Source organism: Microbacterium aurantiacum (genome assembly GCF_040532595.1).
Lineage (GTDB): Bacteria > Actinomycetota > Actinomycetes > Actinomycetales > Microbacteriaceae > Microbacterium > Microbacterium chocolatum_B.
Window position 1 is genome coordinate 134,158 of the sequence record NZ_JBEVYX010000002.1, and the last position, 16,509, is coordinate 150,666.

18 protein-coding genes are annotated in these 16,509 nt (G+C 69.5%); 14 read left to right on the forward strand and 4 right to left on the reverse strand.

From position 1 onward, the window contains the following. The first annotated feature begins 368 nt into the window (after window positions 1-368). Genes smc through ABXJ56_RS12880 form a run of 3 tightly spaced genes read left to right on the forward strand, consistent with a single transcriptional unit; the run spans window position 369 to window position 5,333 of the window. Window positions 369-3,869: a chromosome segregation protein SMC gene (smc, locus tag ABXJ56_RS12870; RefSeq protein ID WP_354000143.1), complete on the forward strand. Its 3,501-nt coding sequence runs from the start codon at window positions 369-371 to the stop codon at window positions 3,867-3,869. 31 nt (window positions 3,870-3,900) lie between these two features. After that, window positions 3,901-4,773, forward strand: coding sequence for a signal recognition particle-docking protein FtsY (gene ftsY, locus ABXJ56_RS12875; protein WP_354000144.1), 873 nt, complete (start codon window positions 3,901-3,903; stop codon window positions 4,771-4,773). A gap of 59 nt (window positions 4,774-4,832) precedes the next feature. Further along, window positions 4,833-5,333, forward strand: a complete 501-nt coding sequence (locus tag ABXJ56_RS12880) for a DUF2004 domain-containing protein (protein ID WP_354000145.1) — start codon at window positions 4,833-4,835, stop codon at window positions 5,331-5,333. 49 nt (window positions 5,334-5,382) lie between these two features. Here ABXJ56_RS12880 and lipA read toward each other — a convergent pair whose 3' ends face one another. Continuing rightward, complete coding sequence (gene lipA, locus ABXJ56_RS12885; protein ID WP_354000146.1) at window positions 5,383-6,405, reverse strand: lipoyl synthase; 1,023 nt, start codon at window positions 6,403-6,405, stop codon at window positions 5,383-5,385. Continuing rightward, complete coding sequence (gene lipB, locus ABXJ56_RS12890) at window positions 6,402-7,040, reverse strand: lipoyl(octanoyl) transferase LipB (RefSeq protein WP_354000147.1); 639 nt, start codon at window positions 7,038-7,040, stop codon at window positions 6,402-6,404. Before lipB ends, lipA begins: the two co-directional genes overlap by 4 nt. A gap of 78 nt (window positions 7,041-7,118) precedes the next feature. Between lipB and ABXJ56_RS12895 the strand changes: the two genes are divergently transcribed. Beyond that, window positions 7,119-7,709 carry a TetR/AcrR family transcriptional regulator gene (locus tag ABXJ56_RS12895; RefSeq protein WP_354000148.1) on the forward strand — a complete coding sequence of 197 codons (591 nt, stop codon included), beginning with the start codon at window positions 7,119-7,121 and terminating at the stop codon, window positions 7,707-7,709. Window positions 7,710-7,721: 12 nt separating this feature from the next. After that, a complete protein-coding gene (gene ffh / locus ABXJ56_RS12900; RefSeq protein ID WP_354000149.1) occupies window positions 7,722-9,272 on the forward strand; it encodes a signal recognition particle protein in 1,551 nt (516 codons plus the stop codon). Between the two features lie 8 nt (window positions 9,273-9,280). On the opposite strand, the gene ABXJ56_RS12905 is transcribed toward ffh, so the two are convergent. Then, window positions 9,281-10,447 (reverse strand): glutamate--cysteine ligase, encoded by a 1,167-nt coding sequence (locus ABXJ56_RS12905; RefSeq protein WP_354000150.1) that lies wholly within the window; start codon window positions 10,445-10,447, stop codon window positions 9,281-9,283. A gap of 203 nt (window positions 10,448-10,650) precedes the next feature. On the opposite strand from ABXJ56_RS12905, the gene rpsP reads away from it, so the two are divergent. From rpsP to trmD, 4 genes are read left to right on the forward strand one after another with little or no spacing between them, the layout of a single operon-like run. Next, the gene (rpsP, locus tag ABXJ56_RS12910) at window positions 10,651-11,064 is read left to right on the forward strand and encodes a 30S ribosomal protein S16 (RefSeq protein WP_354000151.1); all 414 of its coding nucleotides are present in this window, start codon (window positions 10,651-10,653) and stop codon (window positions 11,062-11,064) included. A gap of 5 nt (window positions 11,065-11,069) precedes the next feature. After that, a complete protein-coding gene (locus ABXJ56_RS12915; protein WP_354000152.1) occupies window positions 11,070-11,300 on the forward strand; it encodes an RNA-binding protein in 231 nt (76 codons plus the stop codon). Further along, window positions 11,297-11,893: a ribosome maturation factor RimM gene (gene rimM / locus ABXJ56_RS12920; protein ID WP_435405012.1), complete on the forward strand. Its 597-nt coding sequence runs from the start codon at window positions 11,297-11,299 to the stop codon at window positions 11,891-11,893. Before ABXJ56_RS12915 ends, rimM begins: the two co-directional genes overlap by 4 nt. An 8-nt stretch (window positions 11,894-11,901) precedes the next feature. After that, the gene (gene trmD / locus ABXJ56_RS12925; protein WP_354000154.1) at window positions 11,902-12,579 is read left to right on the forward strand and encodes a tRNA (guanosine(37)-N1)-methyltransferase TrmD; all 678 of its coding nucleotides are present in this window, start codon (window positions 11,902-11,904) and stop codon (window positions 12,577-12,579) included. A gap of 15 nt (window positions 12,580-12,594) precedes the next feature. On the opposite strand, the gene map is transcribed toward trmD, so the two are convergent. Then, window positions 12,595-13,377 (reverse strand): type I methionyl aminopeptidase, encoded by a 783-nt coding sequence (gene map, locus ABXJ56_RS12930; RefSeq protein WP_354000155.1) that lies wholly within the window; start codon window positions 13,375-13,377, stop codon window positions 12,595-12,597. A gap of 118 nt (window positions 13,378-13,495) precedes the next feature. Between map and ABXJ56_RS12935 the strand changes: the two genes are divergently transcribed. The 5 genes from ABXJ56_RS12935 to ABXJ56_RS12955 all read left to right on the forward strand — a co-directional run bounded on the left by ABXJ56_RS12935 (window position 13,496) and on the right by ABXJ56_RS12955 (window position 16,472). Further along, window positions 13,496-13,999: an MFS transporter permease gene (locus ABXJ56_RS12935; RefSeq protein ID WP_354000156.1), complete on the forward strand. Its 504-nt coding sequence runs from the start codon at window positions 13,496-13,498 to the stop codon at window positions 13,997-13,999. Between the two features lie 154 nt (window positions 14,000-14,153). Further along, window positions 14,154-14,501 (forward strand): 50S ribosomal protein L19, encoded by a 348-nt coding sequence (gene rplS / locus ABXJ56_RS12940; RefSeq protein WP_053548326.1) that lies wholly within the window; start codon window positions 14,154-14,156, stop codon window positions 14,499-14,501. A 159-nt stretch (window positions 14,502-14,660) separates the two neighbouring features. After that, complete coding sequence (gene lepB / locus ABXJ56_RS12945) at window positions 14,661-15,440, forward strand: signal peptidase I (RefSeq protein WP_354000157.1); 780 nt, start codon at window positions 14,661-14,663, stop codon at window positions 15,438-15,440. Beyond that, complete coding sequence (locus tag ABXJ56_RS12950) at window positions 15,437-16,096, forward strand: ribonuclease HII (protein ID WP_354000158.1); 660 nt, start codon at window positions 15,437-15,439, stop codon at window positions 16,094-16,096. Before lepB ends, ABXJ56_RS12950 begins: the two co-directional genes overlap by 4 nt. Before the next feature lie 52 nt (window positions 16,097-16,148). Continuing rightward, window positions 16,149-16,472: a DUF2469 family protein gene (locus tag ABXJ56_RS12955; protein ID WP_354000159.1), complete on the forward strand. Its 324-nt coding sequence runs from the start codon at window positions 16,149-16,151 to the stop codon at window positions 16,470-16,472. The last annotated feature ends 37 nt before the right edge of the window (window positions 16,473-16,509 follow it).

The window sequence follows — 16,509 nt, forward strand, 5'->3', positions numbered from 1 at the left end:
GTTGAGGAGGAGGATGTGGGTTGCCGGGCGCGCAGAGAGGTGCCGGGACGGGAGGCGCGAGGACAGCGCGGGCGCGGTGCAGACCGGGGTCTGCCGGGGGCGAGGCGTCGCCGAGATCAGGCGGACGCGGTCGGGCGACGACGAGGGGTCGTCGAGGCGACGAAGCCGATGCGGGTGAGGATCATCATGACGACCTCCTTTCGTGTGCCGGTGCGATCTGGAACGTTAGCGCAGGAACACCCAGCTTCGCAACACCCCCGGGCGTGTCGCGCGTGCGCTCCACGCCCCGCGGCCCGCCGCCGACGGTCCGACGACACCATCGACTACCGTGGGCGTGTGATCCGGCGCCGCGACCCGAGGGTCCTCCCATGCACCTGAAGAGCCTCACGCTCAAGGGCTTCAAGTCCTTCGCGCAGCCGACCACGTTCGCGCTGGAGCCCGGTGTCACCTGCATCGTCGGTCCGAACGGCTCGGGCAAGTCGAACGTCGTCGACGCCCTGGCCTGGGTGATGGGCGAGCAGGGAGCGAAGACCCTCCGTGGCGGGAAGATGGAGGACGTCATCTTCGCCGGGACGTCCACGCGAGGGCCGCTCGGTCGCGCGGAGGTGCAGCTCACCATCGACAACGGCGACGGCGCGCTGCCCATCGAGTATTCCGAGGTCACGATCAGCCGAACGCTGTTCCGCAACGGCAGCAGCGAGTACGCGATCAACGGTCAGAGCTGCCGCCTGCTCGACGTGCAGGAACTCTTGAGCGATTCCGGGCTCGGACGCGAGATGCACGTGATCGTGGGACAGGGGCGCCTCGACAGCGTGCTCCAGGCAACCCCCGAGGACCGACGCGGATTCATCGAGGAGGCCGCCGGCATCCTCAAGCATCGGCGACGGAAGGAGAAGACGCTCCGCAAGCTCGAGGCCATGGAGGCGAACCTCACGCGCGTGAACGATCTCGCCGGGGAGCTCCGGCGGCAGCTGAAGCCGCTGGGGCGGCAGGCCGAGGTAGCCCGGGAGGCCGCGGGGATCGCGGCGGAAGTCAGGGACGCGAAGGCGCGGCTCATGGCGGACGATCTGCTCCGCGTGCGCGCAGTACTCGCGGATGCGGCACGCGGCGAGCAGGAGACGCATGCCGAGCGGGCAGGGCTGCAGTCACGCCTCGACGACATCCGCGCGCGGATCGAGCGGCTGGAGTCGGACCAGCGCTCGGAAGCCGTCGACGAGGCGCGAGGGGTGACCTCGGGACTCGAGCGCGTTCAGGAGCGCACGCGCGGCCTGTATGCGCTCGTGGGGCAGAGACTCGCGCTCCTCGGCTCCGCGGAGGACGACGAGCGCGTCGAGATCGCGACCGTATCGCCCCAGATGATCGACGCCGCACGGGCAGAGATCGCCGAGGTCACGGACGGTCTGCAGGGAGCGCAGGATGCCGCTACCGCTGCGGGGCGGGATGTGACACGCGCCCGCGCCGAGCTCGACGCCCTCGACGCCGACATCGCCGCGCAGAGCGCTCTCGTCTCCTCCCACGACATGCGCCTGACGGCGCTACGCGGAACCGCGGAGGCCGCGGAGTCGACCCTCGCCGCGGTGCGCACCGCGGTCGAGCGGCAGCAGAACGCGCTCGATGCCGCGCACGCCCGCCGCGCGGAGGCGGAGAAGGCTCTGGACGACCTCGGCACCGCGCCCGACCCGGAGGCCGACGCGGCCGAGGCGCAGGCGGTGTACGAGCGCGCGCAACGCGACGCGACAGCGGCTGAATCCGATGTCGCCGAACTGCGTGAGCGCCTCCATACCGCCGAGCGGGAGCGGGACGCCCTGATCGCCCAGGTCACTGCACTCGGGCGCGCGCTCGAGGGCAAGAGCGCCGCGGCCGGTCTCCTGGCGGGAGATCGTGCCGGCGTGCACGGCCTCGTCAGTGACGCGGTGCAGGTGGAGACCGGCTGGGAGGCGGCGATCGCCGCCGCGCTCGGTTCGTACGCGGAGGGGGTGGTCGCGGACTCCGACCACGCGTTCGCGCTGGCCGAGGCGGCTCGAGACGAGGATCTCGGTCGCGTCGACATCGTCTTCGCCGACACGGACACGGCGGAACGTCCGGCGGCGCCGGAAGGGCTGCGCCACGCCGTCGACGTCGTCGAGGGACCGGCCGGAGTCCGGGCGCTGTTGGCGTCGGTGTTCCTGGCGGAGGATCTGGACGACGCACGGGCGGCCGCGCCGGCGCTGCCGCGCGCATCCGGACGCATCGTCACGCGCGGGGGCGAGGTGCTCACCGCGTTCTCTCTCCGGTCCGGATCCGGCGGGTCTCGTTCTCGCCTGGAGCTGATGGCGGAGCGCGATGCCGCCGCGGTTCGCCGCGATGAGATCGTCGTGGTCGCCGACTCCCTCCGCGAAGGCCTCCGAGACGCCCAGGACGCTCTTCGCGGGGCCAAGTCGCGCGCAGCCGCGGCGCTCACGGCGCTGCGGGAGCAGGATGCCGCGGCGGCCGCGCGGGCCGAGAAGTCCAATCGCGCCACCGTCCGACACGAAGCCGCCGTTGCGGAATGCGACCGGCTGGCCGCCGGCCTCGCGCAGGCCTCGGCCGCGGTGGTCGAAGCGGAGGATGCCGCCCGTGTGGCGCGGGACCAGTACACGGTCGCCCAGGAGGCGCCCCGGCCGATCCTGGACGCCTCGGCTCGGGACGACGTGCTCGGAGCCCTGGAAAGCGCACGGGACATCGAGATGCGCGCCAGGCTCGAGGTGGAGACTCTTCGGGAGCGCATCCGCGCGGCCGAGGTTCGGGTGTCGGGTCTCGAGCGGCAGCGCGAGCGGGAGCGCGCGGCCGCCGAGGAGTCGGCACGCCGCGCGGTGATCCGGCGCGAGCAGAGGGCGACGGCATCTGCGGTGGCAGAGAGGCTGCCCCCCGTCATCGACGCGATCGACCGGTCGCTGGCCGAGGCGCGGGCTGCACTCGTCGCGGCTCAGGCGGAACGCGCAGCCGTCACCGCAGAGCTCTCCACCCTGAGGCAGAACGAGAGCGATATCCGCGAGCGGCTGTCGCGGCTGACGGAGAACGTCCACGCACTGGAGCTCCGCATTCACGAGAATCGCCTCCACGCCACGGCCCTCCGGGAGCGAGCCGCCTCCGAGCTGGGGCTCGAAGAGAATATTCTTCTGGAGGAATACGGGCCCGCCGCGGCGGCGGAGGACACCGAGGATGCCGACGGCGCGGCTGTGCCGTTCGATCGGACGGCGGAGCAGAAGCGGCTCCAGGCGGCGGAGCGGAAGCTCGCTCAGCTCGGCCGCGTCAACCCGCTCGCACTCGAGGAGTTCGCAGCTCTCGAGCAGCGACACGCCTTCCTCACCGAACAGCTCGCCGATCTGACCCAGACGCGCAAGGACCTCCTCACCATCATCGAGGAGCTCGACGAGCGGATGCAGGTGATCTTCCTCGCCGCCTTCGAGGACACCCGCGTCGCCTTCGGCGAGGTGTTCCCCATCCTCTTCCCCGGAGGTACGGGATCCATCGCCCTCACGGACCCCGATTCGCCCTTGACCACGGGCATCGAGGTCTCCGTGCGGCCGGTCGGGAAGAAGATCGAGCGTCTCTCTCTGCTCTCCGGTGGTGAACGCTCGCTGGCCGCTGTGGCATTGCTCACCGCCATCTTCAAGGCACGTCCGAGTCCGTTCTACATCCTGGACGAGGTGGAGGCCGCGCTCGACGACGCGAACCTCGGGCGCCTGCTCGGGGTGTTCGAGCAGCTCCGGTCGTCGAGTCAGCTGATCGTGATCACGCATCAGAAGCGGACGATGGAGATCGCCGACGCCCTGTACGGAGTCTCGATGCGACAAGACGGCGTCTCGGCGGTGGTGGGGCAGCGCGTGCGCGAGTCGGCGTCGGCCTGAACGTCGCTCCGCGAAACCGTAGGCTGGGGCCATGGCTGAAAGCTCCTGGTCCCTCGGACGGGCCCTCCGCGGCATGTTCGTCAAGCCGACGATCGACGAGACGACATGGGACGACCTCGAAACGGCGCTGCTCACGGCCGATTTCGGCCCGGACATCACCGAGCGGATCCTCGACGAGCTGCGCGACAAGGTCGATCGCTACCGCACCACGGATCCACGCGACCTCCAGCGCATGCTCAAGGAGACGCTCGAGGAGCATTTCGCGCGCTTCGACACCACGCTGAAGCTCACCGAGCGACCCGCGGTGGTCCTCGTCGTAGGGGTCAACGGCGTGGGGAAGACCACGACGATCGGCAAGTTCGCGAAGTTCCTGCAGCGCTACGGGCGGTCCGTCGTCGTCGGCGCGGCGGACACATTCCGTGCGGCCGCCGTGGACCAGCTCGCGACATGGGCGGAGCGCGGCGGAGCGATGATCGTCCGGCCCGAACGAGAGGGCCAGGATCCGGCATCCGTGGCGTTCCAGACGATCGAGTACGCCCAGCGCACCGGCACGGAGATCGTCCTGGTCGACACCGCCGGCCGCCTGCATACCAAGGGTGGGCTGATGGACGAACTCACCAAGATCCGTCGCGTCATCGAGAAGCGTGCGCCGATCAGCGAGGTACTGCTGGTCCTGGACGCCACGACCGGTCAGAACGGCGTCCTGCAGGCGCAGGCGTTCCTCGAGCACGCGGGAGTCACGGGTCTCGTGCTCACCAAGCTCGACGGATCCGCGAAGGGCGGGTTCGTGCTCGCGGTCCAGGAGAAGACGGGCATACCGGTCAAGCTTCTCGGCCAGGGAGAGGGGATCGGAGACCTCACGGGCTTCACCCCCCACGTCTTCGCCGCCGCGCTGGTGGACTGAGCCCGGCGACACGCCCGCCCGATCTTCCCCCGCGGGGCCCGCGCTGGTTTCATGGGAACATGGCGATCGAACACGACTACTTCGGCCTGCTCGAGTCCGGGCCCGACGGTTCGATCTTCTGGTCGGAGCACGTGGAGCTCGGCGACCAGTCGGTGACGGTGGACCTCACCGCGCCCGATCAGGACGACGTCTCCGTCGATGCCCTGGATGTCGCCGCCGCTCTCATCTCCGCTCTCGAGGACCTCGACATGTCGGCGCGGAACGCGATGGTCAATGAGCTCAGCGACCGCACGAGCGAGGTGACCGAATACATCCTGCAGCAGCAGGAGGCCCTCGACGACGAGCTCGATGCCCTCCTGGTGGACGTGTCCGGCGACGTGCAGATCGACGTGATCCGCTCCCTGCAGCTGATGAGCATGACCATCCTCGCGGACGAGCACGGCGGTACCGACCCCTTCGCCGTGCTCGAGTACGCGCTCGATCCCGACGCCACCGACGATGTGCTGCTGGTCAACATCGGCACCGACGGGGCCGTGATCTCCGTCACCAGCGCCGAGTAGCGCTCCTCGTCACGGAACCCGGGGGCCGGCGGCTCGATCCGCCGGCCGCTCAGACGGCCTGGGCGAAGTCGGCCGCCGCATCTCCGGCGATGTGGGCGAGGTGCGCCGGGATCGGGCGACCCTTCGACGTCATGGATTGCGCCCACAGTCGACCCGCGCGGTACGACGAGCGCACGAGCGGCCCCGCCAGTACCCCGAGGAAGCCGATCCGCTCCGCAGCCTCCTTGAAGGCGACGAACTCGTCGGGCTTCACCCATCGCGCCACCGGGAGGTGGCGCGGAGACGGCCGCAGGTACTGGGTGATGGTGATGATGTCCGTGCCCGCGTCGTGCAGGTCCTGCAGTGCCTGCACGACCTCCTCCGGCTCCTCGCCCATGCCCAGGATCAGGTTGGACTTGGTGATCAGCCCGGCGTTCCGCGCCTGCGTCAGGACGTCGAGGGATCGCTCGTACCGGAACGCGGGCCGGATGCGCTTGAAGATGCGCGGGACCGTCTCGACGTTGTGGGCGAACACTTCCGGCCTCGACTCGAAGACCTCGCCGAGGAGGGCGGGATCGCCGTTGAAGTCCGTCGCGAGGATCTCGACGCCGGTCCCGGGGTTGTGCTCGTGGATCATGCGCACCGTCTCGGCGTGCAGCCAGGCGCCTCCGTCGGGGAGGTCGTCCCGAGCGACACCGGTGACGGTGGCATACCGCAGTCGCATCCGCGACACGCTCTCGGCGACACGTCGCGGCTCATCGGTGTCGTAGTCCGCGGGCTTGCCCGTGTCGATCTGGCAGAAGTCGCACCGCCGCGTGCACTGCGCGCCGCCGATGAGGAACGTCGCTTCGCGGTCCTCCCAGCACTCGTAGATGTTGGGGCATCCCGCCTCCTGGCAGACGGTGTGCAGACCCTCGGTCTTCACCAGCGAGTGCAGGGCCTGATACTCGGGTCCCATCTTGGCGCGGGTCTTGATCCACTCAGGCTTCCGCTCGATGGGGGTCTCGGCGTTGCGCACTTCGAGTCGGAGGAGCTTCCGCCCGCCGGGAGCAGCGGACGAGCCGCCGTTCGCACCCGCGCCGCACGCGCTCACGCGAACACCTCCGCGAAGGATGCCGCGAACACCCGATCGACGACCGAAGCGACCTCCGCGGTGGTCACGATGCGCCCCGCGACCTCGCTGACAGTCGTGACGCCGGCATCCGCGATCCCGCAGGGGATGATCGAGCGGAACGGAGCGAGCGAGTTGTCGCAGTTGACCGCGAAGCCGTGCATGGTGACGCCGCGTTCCACACGGACACCGATCGCGGCGACCTTGTCCTCGCCCATGGGGCGACGGACCCAGACGCCGCTGCGACCCTCGACCTGCCGGCCGTCGACACCGAGTTCATCGAGAGCGGCGATCAGAAGACGCTCGAGCCTGCGGACGTGGGCGACCACATCCACAGGCTCCGGAAGACGCACGATCGGATAGCCCACAAGCTGTCCCGGGCCGTGCCAGGTGATCTTGCCGCCGCGGTCCACGTCGATGACCGGCGTGCCGTCGAGGGGACGCTCCTCGGCGAGCGTGCGTCGACCCGCCGTGTACACCGCTTCGTGCTCGAGGAGCAGGAGGGTGTCGGGACGGGTCCCGTCGACGACCGCCGCGTGCAGGCGACGCTGCAGGTCCCAGCCTTCCTGATAGGGCACGAGATCGGGGGAGAGCCCGACCCTCTCGATCAACAGCATGCTGCTCCTCGACGGTTGTTGGATGCGGTCCAACAATACGCGTCCTCGACGTCGGATGCGCGTCGCTAGGCTTCGGGCATGACAGGACCGCTCGGGGGAAGGCCACGCGCCTCGTCGCGGGAGGTGATCGCGGAGGCCGCGTGCGAGCTCTTCCTCGAGCGCGGCTACGCCGACACCTCGGTCGCCGACATCGCCGCGCGTGCGGGGGTGAGCAGGTCGAGCTTCTTCAACTACTTCACCTCCAAGAGCGCGATCCTGTGGGCCGACCTCGACGCGCGGATCGACGACCTCGAGGATCGGATCGGTGCGTCGACGACCCTGCCCGGCATCGACGACGCGCTGCAGGCGCTGGGTCGCGGATTCGCGCCCGGGACTCTCGCCCTCGCCCTGGCCCACGCCGAGGCGATGCGTGCGGAGGAGGAGCTCGTCCACGGTGGCGCGGTGCGCGCCGCCCGCATCGCCCGGTCGGTGTCCGCGGCGCTCCGCCGCGCAGGTCACGATCCCCTGGTCGCCGATGTCGCGGGCGCGGCGGACGCCGGTGCGGTGATCGCGTCCATCACCGCGTGGACCAGGGCCGGCGCCGGACGGATCCGCCTGGAACCGCTCCTGGCGCGCGCGCTCGCGCAGGCGGGACGGGCGCGCATCGGAGCTGCCGGGCCGGCGGCGTAGAATCGGGGGATCATGGCGACTTTCGGCACACTCTCCGACCGGCTCACCGAGACCCTGCGCAATCTGCGCACGAAGGGCAAGCTCACGGCGGCCGATGTCGACGGCACGGTGCGTGAGATCCGCCGGGCCCTCCTCGACGCCGACGTCGCCCTGCCGGTCGTCAAGGAGTTCACGGCCAGGGTCCGCGAACGCGCACTCGGCGACGAGGTCAATCGGGCGCTCAACCCCGCGCAGCAGGTGGTCCAGATCGTCAACGACGAACTCGTCGGCATCTTGGGCGGTGAGCAGCGACGCCTGCAGATGGCGAAGACCGCGCCGACCGTCATCATGCTCGCCGGTCTCCAGGGTTCGGGCAAGACGACCTTCGCCGGGAAGCTCGCCAAGATGCTCGAGAAGGAGGGCCACACACCGCTCCTCGTCGCCTGCGACCTCCAGCGCCCGAACGCCGTGAACCAGCTCCAGGTCGTCGCGGAACGTGCGGGCGCGGCCGTGTACGCGCCCGAGCCCGGCAACGGCGTGGGCGACCCGGTGCGGGTCGCCCGGGACGGCGTCGAGGTGGCGCGCCGTCAACAGCACGATGTCGTCATCATCGACACGGCGGGACGCCTGGGCGTCGACGCCGACCTGATGAAGCAGGCATCCGACATCCGGCGGGCGACGGACCCGGACGAGGTCCTCTTCGTCATCGACGCGATGATCGGTCAGGATGCCGTGAACACGGCGAAGGCCTTCCAGGAGGGCGTCGACTTCACCGGTGTCGTCCTGTCCAAGCTCGACGGCGACGCCCGCGGCGGTGCGGCACTGTCCGTCGCGAGCGTGACGGGGCGCCCGATCATCTTCGCGTCCACAGGGGAAGGACTCGAGGACGTCGAGGCCTTCCACCCGGACCGGATGGCGAGCCGGATCCTCGACCTCGGCGACATCCTCACGCTCATCGAGCAGGCGCAGCAGGCTTTCGACGAAGCCGAAGCGATGAAGGTCGCCGAGAAGCTCGCGACCGAGCAGTTCACGCTCGAGGACTTCCTCGAGCAGATGCAGCAGCTCAAGAAGATGGGGTCGATGAAGAAGATGCTGGGGATGCTCCCCGGCATGGGCTCGATGAAGCAGCAGCTGGACGATTTCGACGAACGCGAGATCGACCGCACGGAAGCGATCATCCGGTCGATGACCCCGGGGGAGCGTCGCAACCCCAAGGTGCTCAACGGATCGCGCCGTCTGCGCATCGCGCGGGGCTCGGGCATGACCGTCACCGATGTCAATCAGCTCGTCCAGCGCTTCGATCAGGCCGCGAAGATGATGAAGACCGTCGCGCGCGGCGGTGTCCCTTCGATCCCGGGCATGGGGCCGGTGCCCGGCTCCGGGCGGCCGGGGGCGTCGAGCAAGCGGGGGAAGCAGCCGAAGGCGAAGGGGTCGCGCTCGGGGAACCCCGCCAAACGGGCCGCCGAGAACGCCGGGATCGCCGCCACGGCTGCCCCGACCGGGTCCGGCTTCGGTCTGGGAGCCTCGGCTCAGCCCAGCGCCGAGGACCTCGCAGAGCTCCAGCGGATGCTCGGGAAGGGCTGAGCCCGTCCTCAGTCGGCTGGCTGCCGGGCGAGGTGGTCCCGCAGCGTGGGACCCGCGCGGAACTCGGCGATCAGGTGCTGGACCACGCGCCGGAGGTCCCCGCCGTCCGTCTCCGCCACGCGCACCTGCCGTTCGTAACTCGCGCCGGCATCGAGGATCGTGGTGACCCCGCGCAGTTCACGGGAGCAGCCGAGGTGTGCGGCCACCTCGCTCAGATCCGCCAACGTCTCCGCCACGTGCTCTCTGACAGGCCGTTGCGTGCCCTCCGCGTCGACGATGATCGGCGCGTCCAACCCGTAGCGCGCGGCGCGCCACTTGTTCTCCCGCGCGAACCAGGGGGGGAGCATCGGAAGCTCCTCGCCGCGATCGAGCGCCTGCGACAGCCATTCGACGAGGCACTGCACGAGCGCGCCGATCGCGGCGAGCTCGGGAAGCGTGGACATCCCGTCGCACGCGCGCACCTCGATGGTCCCCCAGCGCGGCGCCGGCCGGATGTCCCAGCGCACTTCGCTGACATCCTCCATGACCCCGGTGCGGATCATGTCCGCCAGGTACTTCTCGAACTCCGCCCATTCCGTCATCGGCCAGGGAAGGCCGGCGGTGGGCAGCTGCTGGAACACCAGAGCGCGATTGGAGGCGTAGCCGGTGCGCTCACCCGCCCAGAACGGACTGGACGCCGACAGTGCCTGCAGGTGCGGGAGATACCGCGTGAGCGAGGCGATGATCGGCAGGACCTTGGCGGGATCCTCCACGCCGACGTGGACGTGCACCCCCCAGATCATCATGTTCCGTCCCCACCACTGCGTGCGACGGATGAGCTTGTGGTACCGCGTCTTGTCGGTGACCTGCTGGTCGTACCACTGCGCGAACGGATGGCTGCCGGCGCACAGCAGCTCGGTGCCGTCCGGGTCGGTCACCACGCGGACCGCCGCGATCGCCTCGGCGATGTCGTCGACGGCCTCCGCGACCGTCGATCCGACCCCGCTGGTCACCTCGATCGTGTTGGTGAGCAGCTCACCGGTGATGGTGAAGCGCTCGTCGCGCGTGGGCTCCGCGAGAGCCTGCAGTATGCCGGGGGCGCGGGGGACGAGGTCGCCGGTGTCGCCGTCCGCGAGCATGAGCTCCCACTCGAGACCCACCGAGGAACGCGCCGAGGGGGCGAAGGTGATCGACACGCGCTCAGTCTGTCACGCGGCCGCCCTCCGGTCGGCACGACCGCCCGGTTCGCGGCATCCGCTCGCATCTGGCAGAATAAAGGGTCGGACCGCCCACTCGACCCTCTATCCGGTGCGCGGCCCACCCCAGAGCTTCCGCCCAGCGTGCACCCCACGCGTTCGGGCGATCGGTTCGTCTTCCTTCCACCACACTCAGGAGAATCGTGGCTGTCAAGATCCGTCTCAAGCGTCTCGGAAAGATCCGCGCGCCCTACTACCGCATCGTCGTCGCCGACTCGCGCACCAAGCGCGATGGTCGTGTCATCGAGGAGATCGGCAAGTACCACCCGACCGAGGAGCCCTCGTTCATCGAGGTCGACTCCGACCGCGCGCAGTACTGGCTCGGTGTCGGCGCGCAGCCGACCGAGCAGGTCGCCGCCATCCTGAAGCTCACCGGCGACTGGGGTCGCTTCAAGGGCGACAAGGACGCCGTCTCCACCGTGAAGACGCGCGAGCCCAAGCCGGAGTTCTCCGTCGACGCGTCCAAGAAGTCCGTCGTCAAGCCGAAGGCGGAGAAGAAGGCGGACGCACCCGCCGCCGACGCCGCCGAGGCCGACGCCTCGACCGAAGCGGAGTAAGGACGTTGCTGGCCGCCGCGCTCGAGCACGTCGTCAAGGGGATCGTCGATCACCCGGATGATGTGCGCATCGATTCCAGCTCCTCGCCGCGGGGCGACGTGCTGGAGGTCCACGTGCACCCCGACGACCGGGGACGCGTGATCGGACGCGGCGGCCGCACCGCCAAGGCACTGCGGACGGTCGTCGGCGCTCTCGCGGACGGCCGACGCGTGCGCGTCGACGTCGCGGACGACTGACCGTGGCGGACGAGAAGACGCAGCTGAGGGTCGGACGCCTGGTCAAGGCTCACGGACTCAAAGGCGCCCTCAAGCTGGAGCTGTACACCGACGATCCCGAGGGTCGTTTCGCGCCCGGGTCGACCTTCACCCTCCAGGTGCCGGAATCATCGCCCTGGCACGGGAAGCCCCTCACCGTGCGGGAGTTCCGGTGGATGAACTCCCACCCCGTGGCGTTCTTCCAGGGCGTCGACGACCGCGACGCGGCTGAAGCGCTCGTGCGCGCGATCCTGTGGATCGACCAGCCGATCGACGCGCCCTCCGGCGATGACGACGCGTGGTACGACCATCAGCTGGTCGGTCTGGCCGTCGTGCGCGACGGGGACGTGATCGGGCGAGTCGCGCGAGTGGATCATCTCCCCGCGCACGACCTGCTCGTGGTGACCCCGAACGGCACGGACGACGAGGTGCTCGTCCCGTTCGTGTCGCAGATCGTCCCCGAGGTGGACATCGACGCCGGTCGGGTGGTCGTCACCCCTCCGGCGGGCCTGTTCGAGGAGCTCGCGGATGAGGGCGCCGAGGGGGACGAAGGCGTTCCCGAGCCGCGCGACTGAGATTCCCCATGCGTCTGGATGTCGTCACCATCTTTCCGGCCTTCTTCGATGTGCTGGACGTCTCGCTCGTGGGCAAGGCGCGAGAGCGCGGACTGCTCGACATCCGCGTCCACGATCTGAGGGATCACACGCACGACCGGCACCGCACCGTCGACGACACCCCGTACGGCGGCGGTGCCGGGATGGTCATGAAGCCGGAGCCCTGGGGCGAGGCACTGGACAGCCTGCTGGCGCCCGCGTCCGTGCTCATCATCCCTTCGCCTGCCGGTGAGCTGTTCACGCAGGGCCTGGCCCGCGACCTCGCCGCCGAATCGCACCTGGTCTTCGCGTGCGGACGATACGAGGGGATCGACCAGCGGGTCGGCGAGCACTTCGCGCGCGACCATCGGGTGCGCTCCATCAGCATCGGCGACTATGTCTTGAACGGCGGGGAAGTGGCGACGATGGCGATGATCGAGGCGGTGTCGCGTCTGATCCCCGGCATGGTCGGGAACCCGGACAGTCTCGTTCAGGAGTCCCACGAGGACGGGTTGCTGGAGGCTCCCGCCTACACCAAGCCGGCGCAGTGGCGCGGTCTCGATGTTCCGCCGGTGCTGCTCAGCGGCCACCACGGCGCGATCAGCCGGTGGCGCACGGAACAGTCGATCGAGCGCACGCGGACGATCCGGCCCGACCTTCTGCCCTGACGCCGCGTCCGTTCCTCAATCGACCCCGAGCCAGCTCCGGTCGGTCAGGATGATCGGCCCGTCGGCCGTGATCGCGACGGTGTGCTCCGCGTGCGCCCCCCGCGACCCATCCGCGCTGCGCAGGGTCCAGCCGTCTGGGTCCGTGACGAGCTTGTCCGTGGTCTGCAGGAACCACGGCTCGAGCGCGACGACGAGTCCGGGGCGCAGCGGGTACCCCCGCCCGGGCTTTCCGTCGTTCGGGACATGCGGGTCGCCGTGCATCTCCCGGCCCACGCCGTGCCCTCCGAAATCGGTGTTGATGCTGTAGCCGTCGCCGCGGGCGACCGACGCGACGGCATGGGAGATGTCACCGACCCGGTTGCCCACGGCGGCGGCGGCGATGGCCGCTTGGAGGGCCCGTTCGGTGGTGTCGATCAGCGCGAGATCCTCGTCCCGCGGGGTGCCGACGACGAAGGACACCGCTGAGTCGGCGACCCAGCCGTCGATCGACACGGCGAAGTCGAGCGTCACCAGGTCACCGTCGGCGAGGACGTAGTCGTGCGGGAGTCCGTGCAGGACCGCGTCGTTCACGGAGGTGCAGATGACCTTGCCGAACGGGCTCGCCCCGAAGGACGGGTGGTAGTCGATGTAGCAGGACTCGGCGCCGGCGCGCCGGATCAGATCGTGTGCGCGGCGATCGATGCTCAGGAGATTTGTCCCGACCCCCGTCTCGTCGCGGAGGGTCGCGAGGGTCTCCGCAACGAAGCGTCCCGCGGGGCGCATGGCCTCGATCTCGGCCGGAGTGCGCAGTTCGATCATGTGTGGAGCTCCCTCTCGTCCGGTCCATTCTGCCCGAGGGGGAAGACGCTCGCTGTGAGGACGCCACGCGTCCCGCCGCTCCGGACACCCCACGCGCACGCGGGCGTACCATCGAAGGATGGTGTTGCGGCGTGCGTTCTTCGCGTGGCTCCTGCCCGCGGCGCTGATCCTGCCCCTGTGGCTCCTGGTCGGCTGGGGCGTCTTCCGCGCGGGTGGGTGGGCCCTGCTGTGGGTGCTGCTGATCGCGATCCCCGGGGTGCTCGTGTGGCAGCTGATCCTCACGGCGCTGATCCGCGCCCGCGGAACGGTGCGCGCTCACCGCGCGGTCTCCTGGTGGGACGTCCTGGGGGTCGGGGTCTGGCAGGTGCTGATCGCCTCGCTCGGGTTCTTCCGCCCTGAATGGTGGGGGATCGTCTTCGTCTTCGCGGTGGTGACGGGTGTCGCGGTCTTCTGGCTCTCGCTGTGGCAGTTGTGGCGCGAGGCGCGACCGTCCGTGAGGCTGTCGACGACGCGGACCGGGGTCGTGTTCCTTCCCGCGGCGGCGAAGAAGACACCCCGCGGCGCGCCCGACGTGATCGTCGTGTCCGAGGAGGAGCGGCCCCCATCGGCGGACCGCTTTTGAACCGCGTCGGATCCGTGGCAGAATACTCTTTTGTGCCCTGAACGGTTCTGCCTCAGGGGAGCCCGCCGTTGATCCGATCATCGGCCCCGGGCACACGACATCCCTTTCCCCTTCATCCGCGGTCGACCTGTGGCGGCCGCAGAGAGAGACGATCATGCAGATCCTCGACTCCGTCGACGCGGCTTCGCTGCGTTCGGACATCCCCGTCTTCGCACCCGGCGACACCGTCAAGGTGCACGTGAACATCACGGAGGGCAACCGCTCCCGTATCCAGGTCTTCCAGGGCATCGTCATCGGCCGGTCCGGTGATGGCGTGCGCGAGACCTTCACCGTGCGGAAGATCAGCTTCCAGGTCGGCGTGGAGCGCACCTTCCCGGTCCACTCCCCGGTGATCGACCACATCGAGGTCGTGACCCGCGGCGACGTGCGTCGCGCCAAGCTCTACTACCTTCGCGCACTGCGCGGCAAGAAGGCCAAGATCAAGGAGAAGCGCGACCGCTGAGTGTCGCCTTCATCGAATGCCCCGGTGTCCGCACCGGGGCATTCGACGTTCCCCACCGTGAACACACCGCGAAACCCGATCCGTCCGTCGTCGACGGGTGATCGATGTGCGACCCTGGATGCGGCAACCGACCGCCGGCCTGCCGGGTGAAGGATCCGAATGACCACCGACAAGACCGTCGCCGACGGGGTATCCGCCGAACACGCGACGACGTCCTCCCCGCGCTCGCGTCGGCGGGGAGTGTGGAGTTTCCTTCGCGACGTCGTGGTCATCGTCCTCATCGCGATCCTCGTGTCCTTCCTCGTGAAGACCTTCATCGTCCGGTCGTTCTACATCCCTTCGGGATCGATGGAGGACACCCTCCAGGTCAGCGATCGCATCCTCGTCGACCAGATCACCCCCCGATTCGACGAGTACGACCGTGGTGACATCGTCGTGTTCCGCGACCCCGGTGGGTGGTTGCCGCCGGTGAACACCCCCGCGCGTGCTCCTTTCGTCGAAGCGGTCGACTGGATCCTGTCGCTGGTGGGCCTGAGTGCGTCCGACAGCGACGACCACCTCGTCAAGCGCATCATCGGCCTGCCGGGGGACCGGGTCGTGTGCTGTAACGCGCTCGGTCAGATCGAGGTGAACGGCGTTCCGGTGGACGAGACGGCGTACACGAAGCTGGCCGCGAGCGAGCCGGCGTCGGCGATCGATTTCGACGTCACGGTTCCGGCTGGCAGCCTGTGGGTGCTCGGCGACAATCGGAACCGGTCGAAGGATTCCCGCTACAACACCGAGCAGCCGGGCCAGGGGTTCGTTCCCGTCGACAATCTCGTCGGCAGGGCGTTCCTCGCCACCTGGCCGCTCGACCGGTTCGGCCTGCTCGACTTCCATCACGACGTCTTCGCCGGCGTCCCCGGGCCCGTCGAGTCGCAGGGCGCCGCGCAGAGGTGAGCGTGATCGAGCCCCGCCTCTCGCTCGAGCGACGTCTGCTCAAGGAGTTCCCGCTGCTGATCGCCTGTGATGAGGTCGGGCGGGGCGCCCTCGCCGGTCCGGTCGCCGTCGGCGCCGTCGCGATCGACGCCAAGGATGCGCGCCGACGTGTCCCCACCGGTCTGCGCGATTCGAAGCTCGTCCGTCCCGCCCACCGCGCGCTCGTGGCGCGCCGCGCCGGCGAGTGGGTCCGGGCGAGTGCGGTCGGGTGGGCGAGCGCCGCGGAGATCGACGAGGTGGGCATCATGCGGGCCATGTCGCTCGCCACGGCCCGTGCCCTGGCGGAACTGCGAACGCACGGCGCAGCGGTCGACGAGGCGATCGTGCTCCTCGACGGCAACTACGACTACGTCTCACTGACCCCCGGGAGCGCGGCCCGGGTACGGACGCAGGTCAAAGCGGACCGGGATTGCGCCTCGGCCGCTGCGGCGTCCGTCATCGCCAAGGTCGCCCGGGACACCCTGATGGTGGCGATGCACCCCGACGCGCCCGTCTACGCGTGGGACGAGAACAAGGGCTACGCGAGCGCCGCGCACCGATCGGCGCTGCGTGCCCACGGTGCCAGCGTCCACCACCGCCGGACATGGAGCCTCGGCGAGGTCCCGACGCTGTTCTGACCGTGTCCGGGTCGCGCGCACGCCGCAGGTGCGCGCCTAGGATGGGAGCACCATGGATGACGATGTCTTCGAAGACTACGACCGCGAACTCGAGCTCGCCCTCTACCGCGAATACCGGGACGTGGTGGTGCAGTTCCAGTACGTGGTGGAGACGGAGCGCCGCTTCTATCTCGCCAACGACGTGAACGTCGTCCGCCGTGACACTGAGCACGACTTCTACTTCGAGATCTCCATGACCGACGTCTGGGTATGGGACATCTATCGCGCCGATCGCTTCGTCAAGGCGGTCCGCGTGCTGACGTTCAAGGATGTGAATGTCGAGGAGCTGTCGCGTCGGGACTTCCAGCTCCCCGAGGAGTTGTCGCTGGATTCCTGACCCTCCTCCCCAGGAGGACGATCCGTGGTTCTCGCTG